The organism is Coprococcus sp. AF19-8AC (genome assembly GCF_003603115.1).
In the GTDB taxonomy this organism is placed as follows: domain Bacteria; phylum Bacillota; class Clostridia; order Lachnospirales; family Lachnospiraceae; genus Coprococcus; species Coprococcus aceti.
In genome coordinates this window covers 490,067-502,612 of sequence record NZ_QTMI01000002.1, presented here as the reverse complement: position 1 = coordinate 502,612, position 12,546 = coordinate 490,067, and the positions used below count along the sequence as shown (strand labels likewise).

Below are 12,546 nucleotides of genomic sequence, written 5' to 3'. Positions count from 1 at the left end.
TGTCCAACGGATGAGTTTTTATTCAGACATACACGTAAAAAGGCGGAACACGTTTTCACGCATTCCGCCTCTTATACAGGTATTTATTATTATGCATATTGTTATTTCTGTGCTTTGACAACATTTGTGATCACGATCTGTTCCTGATCGTATATATGTATACGGGTTATCTCCTTGGCTTTCTCTTCATCCCTGGCTATTATAGCATTCATGAGAGCTTCATGCTCCGCTACAAGCTTGTCGTGACAACTGAAATCTTTGACATACTCCACACGGTATCTATACACCTGCTCACGAAGACTCTGGGACATGCTGATCAGTCTCGGATTGTTCGTCATGTCCATTATGGTATTGTGAAATGCAACATCCGCGTCAACTATCTCCGGGATTATCTTGGAGCTTACCGCTTTCTTGAAGTCGGCATAAGACTGCTTCAGCCGCTCTTTTCCCTCGTCGTCTATTCTCTTGCACGCAAGTCCTGCCGCAAGATCCTCAAGTGCCATCCTGATCTCAAGCGCATCGCTCAGATCCTTTGCCGTTATCCTTGCAACCTCTGCGCCTCTTCTCGGGATCATGACCACAAGCCCTTCAAGCTCAAGCATTCTCATGGCCTCCCTGACAGGGGTACGGCTTACGCCAAGCCTCTTCGCAAGAGTGACCTCCATAAGTCTCTCCCCCGGCTCAAACTCACCGTGAACTATAGCATTCCTCAAAGTCTTAAACACTACCTCTCGAAGAGGCAGGTACTCATCCATATTCAATCTAAAATCCATCACATACCTCTTCTTATGTTATACGGGCTGACGGCATACGCAGCCTGTATCTCGTCCTTTTCACGCAGCATATCTACTACCCTTTGTGCCAGTTCTTTATCCCTGTTGTCATATATTCCAAACACTGTCGGCCCACTGCCACTCATGAGCACTCCCATGGAGTCGTTCTCCGCTATGAGCTTCTTGACTGAATCTATCACAGGATTTGCAGGTACAGTAACCGTCTCGAGCACATTTGCCATTCTGTCTGTTATTCCCTTCAGATCTCCGGTCTTGAGTGCATCCGCCATGCCATCGATATCGGGATGCTCCTCCAGCAGATCCACCTTCAGGTTCTGGTATACCCACTTTGTGGACACTCCGATCGCCGGCTTCGCTATGACGATCAGGCAGTCCGGCATAGGTGGAAGTGGTGTAAGGATCTCTCCTATCCCCTCCGAGAGCGCTGTTCCCTGCATGATACAGTAAGGCACATCCGCGCCGAGCTTCACTCCATGTTCCATGAGCTGTTCATCGGAAAGGTTAAGTCCGAACAGTATATTCATCGCCTTGAGGGCTGCCGCTGCATCAGCGCTTCCCCCTGCCATTCCGGCTGCAACCGGTATGTGCTTATCCACAGCCACATGAACGCCTTTGTCTATTCCATATATATCCTTCATCATCCGGCACGCCTTGTATATGATGTTATCCTTCACATCCGGCAGCTCCGACGAATCCGATGTTATAACGATCTCGTCTGTGGTGACATCGCAAAATGTCAGTTCATCCCACAGATCGACCGTCTGCATGATCATTTTCACCTCATGATATCCATCCTCGCGTCTCCTGACAACGTCGAGACCGAGGTTTATCTTTCCATATGCCTTTAATGATATTTCCATTTTCTCTCCTGTCCGTGACATTTCCCCTGCAGCTTTTCAGCCTGCAATCACTTTTTTCTAACAGAATATCCAAATTTGCCGAGTTTGTCGCCAAGTGCAAAATACTCTCCATGTGAATACGTGACAAGTCCCGTGCTGTTGAGGTTGAATTTGCCGGTCTTATCCATGTATTCATCACTTATCTGGACTCCGACCACCTCAGCGATAAACATGTGGTGGGATCCAAGCTCAACTACCTGCTTTACCTTGCACTCTATGTTCACCGGACTCTCCTCTATAGCCGGGCATGACACATTCACGCCGTCACATGCATGGAGGTTCATCTCCTTGAATTTATCCACGTCTCTTCCTGACTTCACACCACAATAATCAGTTGCAAATGCCAGTTTCTCAGTGACGAGATTTATGGTAAATTCTCCTGTCTCCTTGATTATGTCGTAGGAATATCTCTCCGGACGCACCGATATGGACACCATTGCAGGATCGCTGCATATGGTACCGGCCCACGCTATCGTCACTATGTTTGGCTTCTCTCCCGGTCTCTGGCAGCTCACCATAACTGCCGGAACCGGATACAACATATTTCCTGGTTTCCAATTCTGTTTTGCCATGTCTATACCTCTTTCTCTATTGACCTTCAACTCATTTTCAGCCACTTTCAGTCACTTTCAGTCACTGTGGCGCAACGCACCACAGTGCTGATATCTCAAGCTGTCAATTGTTCGTATTTTGTATATTGTATACATTATACATAATAATACATGCCAGTGCATAAAATTACAACCGCATACAGCGCTCTTTATTTATCTTATTTTATTGACAGCGGATTTATTACTATAATATGAATGATCTGTCCCGGTGTTACACAAGGAAATGCAGACAAAAAAAATGATCACCCGGAAGATTATTCCAGATAATCACTTATTATTCCCTGTGCCGTTTCGCTGTCATCGGACACCATGTATACCACAAATGTATCATGCACATACAGAACCGCATCATCAAGTCTGGCGGTCTCCGACGATTTGTAACCAAGGTACATCTGCAACTGTGAGTCGCGTCTTTTCTTCATGTCCGCCAGTATGCCCTGGGCATCGACCGTTGACGACGCCTGAAATACTGCGAGCTCCTCGGCGGTGGCTCCCGTTGACATGTACACTGCACAGTCCTGCACCTGAACGCTGTCTATACCATAATATCTGAGCGCCGTCTCAGAGGAGACCTCCTCCACGGAATCCTCAAACTTCACGTTCTGCATGAGCATATCAGCCAGAGAGTGCACATCCGGCGTATCTGCCTCGTCGTCTCCATTTCCTGCGCATCCCGCAAGCGAACAGATCATCAGGCAGCATGCAAACAAATATATTATTCTTTTTATCATATGCCTCCGTCTCCACTATCTTCTGACATACACGTTCTTCCTGATGTAGTCCATCATCTTGAGACAATATTTCTTATTACAATGTTTTCCATCTATTCCCGCATCCTCCGGCAGAACACCATCCACAGACACGCTGTGAGCCACATCGAGATAGATCACCTGATCGTAGCTGCCACACATCTCCTGCATGAGAGAATTGAGCTTGTCCACACCCGGGTTGTTATACACCTGGTCTTTTGATGAAAGCTCCGCCGATACAGGAAGTACTGACATCACATATACATTTGCCGCAGGCTGTAACTGGGAGATCTGATCCAGTAAAGTCTTGTAGGCCGACATGTACCGCTTGTTATACCACGAAAGCTCCTCAAGCCCAAATGAAATGTATATATTCTCATAGCTCTTCATGCCAAGCATCTCGACAACCGTACACTGTTCTCCTGAATCGCAGGTGAACATCTTGGTATTAGCGACCTTCTCTATGTCCAGATTCTTCGCCACACACATATCCCAGTTATCTACACCGCTGTACAGTCCCAGCGCCTCGGCTCTGGAATCACCTATGAGCAGAGATGTCGAGAAATACTGGTCATCCGTAGCATTCGCCGGCATGTATATATTGCTGTCATATTTGTCCGCTCCCTTGCCGCTCACATCAGGGTTGGTGTAATTGACAAATTGTACATACTGACCATTTCGCTGATCCGGAATGGCCGCATCCTCCGCAGTTGCCAGATACTGCTGTGCAGCCTCCTCCGTGTCACTGTATGACATATCCTGACTGCTGCTCTCACTTATATCTGCCGATGTTCCGCTCTCAGGCTGGAACTCCTCCTGACCGTTCACATTCTTTTTCAGGTTGCCCTGTCCAAGCGCAAATATCATTATGACTGCGACGATCACTCCTATTCCGCTCTCGACGAGTTTCATTCTGCGGTGATGCCGCTGTCTGTATATCTTTTTTCTATAATCAGTGTTATTATTCTTAGTCACCTTCGACCTCCGAATTAACTAACTTTCATGTCTTTCGCAAAATATCCTATGATAGTATAGCAATTAATGATAAAATAATCAAGAACGCCGCGTTTTGTGAACCTCATTGTTGCCATACAATTTTTTCCGTGTTACTATTTTACATAGGAAAGTTCACTGTTTTTGTGGATTTCAGCATACAACTTAAACACAACATATTTATAGAAGAGGAGAACACGATGAACACTACAGCACGTACAATAGACTACAAGGGCGAGACTTGTATTGAACTTATATCAGGCGATTACCGTGCACTGATCGCACCATTTAACGGAAGCAACATTATGAAGATGGAGAACACCGCTCTGGATATTGATATATTCAGGAACGATCCTTCCTTGACTCCTGCACAGCTCAAAGCAGCAGCAGAGATCTACGGAATGCCTACCCTGTATCTCCCTAACAGACTGTCACACGGCAACTTAAGAACCTCCGATGCCATGTATCATTTCCCATGCAATGATCCTCTCGGCAACCATCTCCACGGTTTCCTTCATCTCAGAAACCACAGCATAGAGAGCGTGTCAGTGGATGGAGACAAGGCCATCGGCAAGACTTCATATGTATATGATGAGAAGGATGAGTTTTTCGCTACATACCCTGTGAGCTTCAGAGCAGACTTCACATTCACTCTTGCTCCGGACGGTATGCACTACGAGTTCACACTCACCAACCTCTCCGACAAGCAGATGCCATACGGCGTATGTAACCACGTTGCATTCAAGGGGCCTTTCACAAGCACAGGAAAGGGCGAGGATGTACGTCTCTGTGTACCTGTTGGAGACAAATGGGAGCTTGATGAGCACGCTATCCCTACAGAGAAGAACCTTCCTATAACAGATTACGATCTCCAGTACAAGAACGGAACCATGGTACCTGTTCTGAAGGACATCGACAACGATCTCTACACAGCGGAGATGAACGAGCTGGACGGCAAGCCTTTCTACGGAGTATACGCAACTGATGTTGCCACAGGCAAGAAGGTCTGCTATGAGGTTGACGACACAATGAAGTTCTGGATCATGTGGAACGATCACGGCGACAAGGGTTACTTCTGTCCTGAGCCAATGAGCTGGAATATTGACGCTCCAAATCTCTCAGGAGCACCGGAGATCACAGGCTACACAGAGCTTGCTCCAGGCGAGTCCAAGACAGTAAAAGAAAGAATATTCACAATGGCATAAAACATGACATTTTCTATGGAACGGTCTCCCGGTGGAGGCCGTTCTTTCATATTATTAATTTTTCCCCTGTCTCGTTGTTTTTCTCCCCCCAGTATAATAAAATTATTATAATACCATATGCAAGGAGGGATTCTATGAAAAAGATACTTAGATTTTTACTGGTTTTCGCGGCAATGTTCTGTATGACATGCTTCACAGCATTTGCAGAAGATACCGACGATCCAGACACATACTATCTGGAGTTGGATGCAGCAGGAGGACAGTTATCAGGGGAGACTTCCACTGTGATAAGCAGCCCATCAGCAGAATTTACGACTGTTGACCTGTCAAAGTACAAGCCGGAGAAAGACGGCTTTACATTCACCGGATGGTACAACGACAAGACAAAGGTCACCAGCATTGACACATCATACTTCCAGTCTACAAACCGTATAAAGCTGACAGCGATGTACACCAAGGACAGCTTCTCCGGTTCAGGACTCACCTTCACACTGAATGCAAATGGAGGCAAGCTCGGAGATGCGGACAGCGGAACATATGACTTTGATGTAGCAGGATCAGGATATGGCGTGGCACTGAACGACTACCCACCGACCCGTGAGGGCTATGAGTTCAAGGGCTGGAACACGAAGTCCGACGGATCAGGCAAGACCGTGAACATCATATACACCTCTTCCTTTGAGAAGGCGGCAGATAACGGATATGAGTATTCCGATACTGATGACTCATCGGCTAAAAGAAACCTGGTATTTTATGCGATGTGGAAATCAGACTCTGCTCCTACAGGCACCATCAGCATGGGCGATAAGAGCTGGAACGGTCTCCAAGATGTATCATCATTTGAGCAGTATTACAACAAGGCCCAGAAGGTTACCATCACCTGTGACAACAACTCCGACCCTTCCATCACAGTCGGCTACCTGATAAGCGACTCAGCTCTGTCATCGGACGATCTGGGTGCAGCAACATTTACCGAGTATAAGAAATCATTTTCCATAAAGGACGAGGGCAAATATGTTGTATACGCAAAGCTTTCATCAGAGGACGGCAAAACAACATACTTATCCACAGATGGTTTCATCATCGACACACACGCGCCAAAGGTCACAGGAATCGCCGACGGAGAGACTTACTGCCTGTCAGCCGTGATGACCGTGAAGGAATCCCATCTGGCAAAGGTCACAGTGAACGGCGATGAGAAATCCCTTGACGACGATCACTCACTTGCTCTGGAAGCCACAGATGGTGAGCAGACCATCATCGTATCCGACAAGGCGGGAAATGAAACCAAATTGACTGTAACAATAAACAAGAAACACACCGCAGAAACCGACGACGGTGACTGCACGACACCTCAGAAATGCCGCTACTGCGGTGAGATCGTCGTGGAGGGCAAGAGCAGCCACGACCTCGGCAACTGGACAAGTGATGGCAACGGCAAAACCCACTCCCGCAAGTGCAAGAACAAGGGCTGTGGATATAAGGTCATCCAGGACTGCTCCGGTGGAACCGCAACCTGCCAGAAGAAGGCAGTGTGCTCTGTGTGCGGCAAGAGCTACGGCAAACTCAGCACAACGAACCACACAGACCTTAAGAAAACTGATTATGTAGCAGCAACCACCTCCAGCAAGGGCAATATAGAATACTGGTATTGCTCAGCCTGCAAGAAATATTTCAGCAACAAGGGCTGTACAAAGGAGATAAGCAAGGCTGACACAGTCATCGACAAGGCAGCACCCGAGATCACCGGCGGCAAGGGAAGCAAATGGAGCAAGGCCAGCAAGAACACTATCAAGTTCAGATCGAACGCTGAGTACGCTGACTTTGTCTGTGTCCTCATAGATGACAAGGAACTTGACCCTTCATATTACAACAAGAAAGAGGGAAGCATCATAATCGAGCTCAAGACGAGCTATCTTGAATCCCTCTCGGTCGGAAGCCACACCATAACCATCAGATCCAAGACCGGAGATGCTGTGACAACATTTACAGTGTCCAAGAAGAAGACTTCCACAACCACACAGACAACTACCAGAGCCACAACCGAGGCGACAACGGCAAGTACGACCGAGGTCACCACTGAGTATAGAAATACATTTACCCCTGTGACGACCGAGGCGACCACAACTGAGATATCCACGATAGAGCGTACCACAACCGAGACGACCACTGAGGTCACAACAGAAGAGAGCACACTCACCGTGGGCAGCTACTCTTCCACTAATAAGAGTAAAAGCAAGGTACATAACCTGCAGCTCATAATCCTTATAACAGTGCTTGCAACCATCCTCATCTCGTTTGTGATAATCATAATTTCAGGTATGAAGAAGAAATAATACCGAAAAGTTCAATAAGGCAGCACGTCAGAATAGTCAGCGGCATAGACTGAATGGAGGTAACAGCATGAACATAAGAAACGACCGTGGCATCCATAAAAGACATCGCCCAGAGCGTCGGACCCATTCTTTACAGAACTGCTGCATGTCATAGAGAGTGAAATCCACAAGAACGGATGCATCCTGTCCAAGGTATGGTATCGGTCCATCTTCTCCGACGACAGGAGATGCAGGTATGAGAACGTGGATTCTGTAATCCGCAGGATGTGCGAGGAAGCCCAGTACACAACTCCGATGCTGACCACCGTGGAGATATCCAAGACGGACATGGGGCATTTCGCCCTGCAGCTTCTAATGGACAGACTCAAGGGCGGTCACAATGGAGTCGCAAGAATTGAGCTCCAGTGCAAGCTCATCAAGAGAGATAGCTGCACACTGGCAGAAGACAGCAAATGGTGCGAATATTACATTTAATATCCGCACCATTTGTCGTCTGTTCATGTATCCATGTCCATATATTCAGTTTCTGTATTCAATATCTGTATCCAGCAGTTGTCCTTCTCGTGACTACTCTGTCGTATCATCTGTAGTCGTATCTCCCGTAGTCATAACTGTTCCGCCGAGATACCACTCTCCATCCTTCTCATAACAAATGATATCCATGTCCAGATCATACGGTGAAGTCTGACCCTGGAATGTCATCATTATCGTTCCGGTAACCGGAATGACATAACCCTTTGATATACCTGCTTCCTTCTGGGTCTTTCCATATACAGTGCTGCTGACTGCCGCCAGATCGCCGGACTCTGCCACATGCCCATCACCCATGGTATAGCTGACTGTATATTCTATATTATTTTCCTTATAAGTCTGGAACACAGTGACCAGATCCTTTGACGAATCGCTGTCTATGGTATCAGGATCCATAACACTCTCCACCTTGTCAAGATCCGCCTCCTCAAGGCCCTCCATGTAGGTCTTTATCAGATCCTCGCTCTCTGATTTTCCGGTCATATTTTTTCTGACAACTATGTATATCACCACTACTATCACTGCTAACACGATCGCACCAAGTGCTATAAACAGCTTCTTTTTGCCTTCTTTTCTGCTCTCCTCCATAAGCTGTATATCACGCTCGTCCAGCTCCATATCATCCATTCCGCTTCCGCCTACATAATTCTTAGTTTCATTTTTTCCCATAGTAAATAACTCCTATACTGTTTTGATACTACACAGTATAACACAGCATAAGCATCAATTAATTACTCAAATACAGGAATTAATACATTTAGTAATTGTGCAATTTTCACTATAACTTTGTTGTGTTTTAAAGTCTTTTATTATATAATCAGAGTGTATGGCTGACTTTAAGGGAGAATTTAGCACAAGTCGATACAAAAGCGGCTTCAGGGGGGCTGGCATAGCCATCTGGAAGCCTTCACAAAACATTGGAAGGAAGGTATATGCTACATGAAATTTGGTTATTTTGATGATGCCAACAAGGAGTATGTCATCACATCTCCTAGAACTCCTTATCCTTGGATCAACTACCTTGGAACACAGGATTTCTTTTCACTGATCTCCAACACTGCAGGAGGTTACAGCTTCTACAAGGACGCTCGTCTTCGTAGAATCACAAGATATCGTTATAACAACGTGCCTATAGATATGGGCGGACGTTATTTCTATATCAACGACAATGGTACAATATGGAATCCGGGATGGTCACCGGTAAAGACAGAGCTTGACGAGTATCAGTGCCGTCATGGTATGGGATATACAATCATCACAGGTAAGAAGAATGACCTTAAGGCTGAGGTTACTTTCTTTGTTCCTCAGAACTACGCTGGAGAGGTTCAGCAGGTCGTTCTTACAAATGAAGGCTCAGAGGAGAAGACATTCTCATTCTTCTCATTTGAGGAGTGGTGTCTCTGGGATGCACAGGATGACTGCACCAACTTCCAGAGAAACTTCAGTACAGGTCGTGTAGAGGTTGTCGGATCAACTATCTACCACAAGACAGAGTACAGAGACAGACGTGACCACTTCGCATTCTACACAGTGAATGACGAGATCGATGGTTACGATACAGACAGAGATTCATTCATCGGACTTTACAATGGCTTCCACAACCCACAGGCTGTTGAGGCTGGCAAGTCAAATGATTCATTTGCTGATGGATGGTCACCTATCGCTTCACACTACAAGAAGATCACTCTTGCTCCAGGCGAGACAAAGACTCTTGTATTTATACTTGGATATGTTGAGATGCCTGTTGACCAGAAGTTCGAGGCAGACGGCAAGACTATCAATAAGGTAAAGGCTCTCGAGATGATCGAGAAGTACAACACTCCTGAGAAGGTTGCTGCAGGTCTTGAGGAGCTCAAGGAGCACTGGAACAGACTGTTGAGCATTCTCAACGTTAACACACCTGATGACAAGGTTAACCGTATGGTCAACATCTGGAATCAGTATCAGTGTATGGTTACATTCAACCTTTCACGTTCAGCTTCATACTTCGAGTCAGGTATCGGCCGTGGTATGGGATTCCGTGATTCCAACCAGGATGTGCTTGGATTTGTTCATCAGATCCCTGATCGTGCAAGAGAGAGAATCATCGATATAGCTTCAACACAGTTCCCAGACGGTGGATGCTACCATCAGTACCAGCCACTTACCAAGAAGGGTAACGCAGATATCGGTGGAGACTTCTCAGATGATCCATTATGGCTGATCCTTTCAGTTTCAGCTTATATCAAGGAAACTGGTGACTGGGGCATCCTTGACGAGATGGTTCCATATGACAACGATATGTCAATTGCAAAACCTATGCTTGACCACCTCAAGGTTTCATTCTACAAGATCGTAAACAACCTTGGACCACACGGACTTCCACTTGCAATGAGAGCTGACTGGAACGATTGTATCAACCTTTCATGCTTCTCAGATACACCAGGTGAGAGCTTCCAGACATACACCAACCCTAAGTTCGCTGCTGAGGGTGGATACTCAAAGGTTGCTGAGTCAGTTATGGTTGCTACACTCTTCACATATGCAGGTCCTAACTACGTTGCTATCCTTAAGCACCTTGGAATGGACGCTGAGGCTGATGCTGCTCAGGCTGAGATCGACAAGATGAAGGCCAACATCATGGAGTCAGCATGGGACGGCGACTGGTTCCTCAGAGCTTACGATGCAAACGGTGAGAAGATGGGATCCAAGGAGTGCGAGGAAGGTCAGATCTTCATCGAGCCACAGGGATTCGCTATCATGTCAGACATCGGTAAGGATCAGGGCTGCGACAAGAAGACTCTTGCTGCAATCGATGAGAGACTTAATACACAGCACGGACTTGTACTCAACAACCCAGCATTTACAAAGTATTACATCCAGTATGGTGAGATTTCTACATACCCAGGTGGATACAAGGAGAATGCCGGAATCTTCACACATAACAATGCATGGATCATCTGTGCTGCTGCTTACGCAGGTGCCGGTGATCAGGCATTTAAGTACTACTCAGAGATAGCTCCAGCTTTCACTGAGGAGACATCAGATATACACAAGACTGAGCCATATGTATACGGCCAGATGATCGGTGGTAAGGATGCCGGATCTGATATCGGCAAGCCGGGCAACCACTTCGGTCAGGGTAAGAACTCATGGCTGACTGGTACTGCTGCTTGGAACATGGTAGCTATATCACAGTACATCCTTGGTATCTCAGCAGACTTCGATGGTCTGAAGATCGATCCATCAATTCCTGCTGCATGGGATGGAATGACAGCTACACGTCAGTTCCGTGGTGCTACATACGACATCAAGGTTTCTAACCCAGATCACATCAACAAGGGCGTTAAGAGCGTACTCGTTGATGGCAACGCTATCGAGGGCAACGTTATCCCAGCATTTGGCGATGGCAAGACTCACTCAGTAGAGGTTGTAATGGGCTAATATAGACCGTGGATTATAAAGCACATTTAAGAAAATATACGTAAGTATATAGTGCAAAAGCCCCACAATATCTATTTTAGATATTGTGGGGCTCTTTTGTTTATATGGCCTATCTTCTTCATCCCGCCACGGGATTGTTGCAAAACGCTATGTTATCCTCACAAAAGATACAACTTAGCAACCTGTCCAACCCTCCCTCTACTGTATAAGCAGCATTGGATCCACAGGATTGCCGTCCTTCTCGACTGCAAAATAGAGATTGCTTCCTTCCTCGCTGTAGAATCTGCTTGGCTCGCCAATGGTTCCCACTACCTGGCCGGCGTCCAGATGCTCGCCAAGTGCAACCTTCACATCCTGAAGCTGTCCAAGTGTCACGGTGTAGCCGTCTCCAAGCTCAAGCTTGACGTAATTGCCCAGCTCTGGGTTGCTTGAGACCTCCGCTACCTTGCTCTCATATACAGCCTTGACCTCATCGCCCGTCTGCGCCTCAATTACCATTGCAGGGCTGCACTTGTATTCCTTGAGTGTCTCAAAATACACTGTCATATCCATGCTGTAAGGAATTATCACATTGCCATTTATAGGCCATGATATGCTATCCTTTGGATCGTAATGCAGGCTGTCATTTGAAACTCCTGAAGCTCCAGTCTCAGCACTCTCACTCTCCGCTGTGGATGCAGCGGAATTCTCTATGGTATTATCCGTCTCAATATCTTTCTGCTCTGATGTACCTTCATCCGACACTCCGCTGTTCTTATCATTTTTCTTATCGTTCAAAGCTTCCTTCGCATCGGCTTCCGTCGTACTGTCATTCGGCGTATTCTGTCCTATTGTTATGGTCTTCTCCTTTGAATTGGTCTGTGCGTTATAAAGTCCGAGCACTGTCACAAGCACTGCCATGCCTGTGATGAGCGAGATATAAAATATATTCTTCTTTATGCCGCCCAAAAATTTCTTCATATTCATCACCTCATCTGTATCATGTCCACTTATTGGCACTTATAT

Annotated in this window: 11 protein-coding genes; 4 read left to right on the top strand and 7 right to left on the bottom strand. The window is 46.5% G+C overall.

Features of this window, described 5'->3' with window-relative positions; genetic code table 11:
* Positions 1-101: 101 nt before the first annotated feature.
* From DWX57_RS07005 to DWX57_RS06985, 5 genes are all read right to left on the bottom strand, one after another.
* Positions 102-773, bottom strand: a complete 672-nt coding sequence (locus DWX57_RS07005) for a GntR family transcriptional regulator (RefSeq protein ID WP_120123331.1) — start codon at positions 771-773, stop codon at positions 102-104.
* Complete coding sequence (gene ispE, locus DWX57_RS07000; RefSeq protein ID WP_120123329.1) at positions 773-1,654, bottom strand: 4-(cytidine 5'-diphospho)-2-C-methyl-D-erythritol kinase; 882 nt, start codon at positions 1,652-1,654, stop codon at positions 773-775. Before ispE ends, DWX57_RS07005 begins: the two co-directional genes overlap by 1 nt.
* Before the next feature lie 47 nt (positions 1,655-1,701).
* The gene (locus DWX57_RS06995) at positions 1,702-2,265 is read right to left on the bottom strand and encodes a flavin reductase family protein (RefSeq protein WP_120123327.1); all 564 of its coding nucleotides are present in this window, start codon (positions 2,263-2,265) and stop codon (positions 1,702-1,704) included.
* A 293-nt stretch (positions 2,266-2,558) separates the two neighbouring features.
* Positions 2,559-3,035: a DUF4358 domain-containing protein gene (locus tag DWX57_RS06990; protein ID WP_120123325.1), complete on the bottom strand. Its 477-nt coding sequence runs from the start codon at positions 3,033-3,035 to the stop codon at positions 2,559-2,561.
* A gap of 15 nt (positions 3,036-3,050) precedes the next feature.
* Positions 3,051-4,028 (bottom strand): hypothetical protein, encoded by a 978-nt coding sequence (locus DWX57_RS06985; RefSeq protein ID WP_119999497.1) that lies wholly within the window; start codon positions 4,026-4,028, stop codon positions 3,051-3,053.
* 218 nt (positions 4,029-4,246) lie between these two features.
* Here DWX57_RS06985 and DWX57_RS06980 point away from each other — a divergent pair, with 218 nt between their 5' ends.
* The 3 genes from DWX57_RS06980 to DWX57_RS06970 all read left to right on the top strand — a co-directional run bounded on the left by DWX57_RS06980 (position 4,247) and on the right by DWX57_RS06970 (position 8,061).
* The gene (locus tag DWX57_RS06980) at positions 4,247-5,251 is read left to right on the top strand and encodes an aldose 1-epimerase (protein WP_015534480.1); all 1,005 of its coding nucleotides are present in this window, start codon (positions 4,247-4,249) and stop codon (positions 5,249-5,251) included.
* Between the two features lie 134 nt (positions 5,252-5,385).
* Positions 5,386-7,587: an InlB B-repeat-containing protein gene (locus DWX57_RS06975; RefSeq protein ID WP_120123323.1), complete on the top strand. Its 2,202-nt coding sequence runs from the start codon at positions 5,386-5,388 to the stop codon at positions 7,585-7,587.
* 243 nt (positions 7,588-7,830) lie between these two features.
* Positions 7,831-8,061: a substrate-binding domain-containing protein gene (locus DWX57_RS06970; protein WP_243106186.1), complete on the top strand. Its 231-nt coding sequence runs from the start codon at positions 7,831-7,833 to the stop codon at positions 8,059-8,061.
* A gap of 93 nt (positions 8,062-8,154) precedes the next feature.
* Here DWX57_RS06970 and DWX57_RS06965 read toward each other — a convergent pair whose 3' ends face one another.
* The gene (locus tag DWX57_RS06965; protein ID WP_118649540.1) at positions 8,155-8,787 is read right to left on the bottom strand and encodes a nuclear transport factor 2 family protein; all 633 of its coding nucleotides are present in this window, start codon (positions 8,785-8,787) and stop codon (positions 8,155-8,157) included.
* 270 nt (positions 8,788-9,057) lie between these two features.
* Here DWX57_RS06965 and DWX57_RS06960 point away from each other — a divergent pair, with 270 nt between their 5' ends.
* Positions 9,058-11,541 (top strand): GH36-type glycosyl hydrolase domain-containing protein, encoded by a 2,484-nt coding sequence (locus DWX57_RS06960; protein WP_055145855.1) that lies wholly within the window; start codon positions 9,058-9,060, stop codon positions 11,539-11,541.
* 198 nt (positions 11,542-11,739) lie between these two features.
* Here the strand turns inward: DWX57_RS06960 and DWX57_RS06955 are convergent, their stop codons facing one another.
* Positions 11,740-12,501 carry a M23 family metallopeptidase gene (locus DWX57_RS06955; protein ID WP_117549984.1) on the bottom strand — a complete coding sequence of 254 codons (762 nt, stop codon included), beginning with the start codon at positions 12,499-12,501 and terminating at the stop codon, positions 11,740-11,742.
* Positions 12,502-12,546 lie beyond the last annotated feature (45 nt).

Excerpts from the sequence above, each read along its gene's own strand:
- DWX57_RS06960 (WP_055145855.1), top strand. The coding sequence starts at position 9,058 with ATGAAATTTGGTTATTTTGATGATGCCAACAAGGAGTATGTCATCACA.
- DWX57_RS06975 (WP_120123323.1), top strand. The coding sequence starts at position 5,386 with ATGAAAAAGATACTTAGATTTTTACTGGTTTTCGCGGCAATGTTCTGT.
- DWX57_RS06955 (WP_117549984.1), bottom strand. The coding sequence starts at position 12,501 with ATGAAGAAATTTTTGGGCGGCATAAAGAAGAATATATTTTATATCTCG.
- DWX57_RS07005 (WP_120123331.1), bottom strand. The coding sequence starts at position 773 with ATGGATTTTAGATTGAATATGGATGAGTACCTGCCTCTTCGAGAGGTA.
- DWX57_RS06980 (WP_015534480.1), top strand. The coding sequence starts at position 4,247 with ATGAACACTACAGCACGTACAATAGACTACAAGGGCGAGACTTGTATT.
- ispE (WP_120123329.1), bottom strand. The coding sequence starts at position 1,654 with ATGGAAATATCATTAAAGGCATATGGAAAGATAAACCTCGGTCTCGAC.
- DWX57_RS06965 (WP_118649540.1), bottom strand. The coding sequence starts at position 8,787 with ATGGGAAAAAATGAAACTAAGAATTATGTAGGCGGAAGCGGAATGGAT.
- DWX57_RS06990 (WP_120123325.1), bottom strand. The coding sequence starts at position 3,035 with ATGATAAAAAGAATAATATATTTGTTTGCATGCTGCCTGATGATCTGT.
- DWX57_RS06995 (WP_120123327.1), bottom strand. The coding sequence starts at position 2,265 with ATGGCAAAACAGAATTGGAAACCAGGAAATATGTTGTATCCGGTTCCG.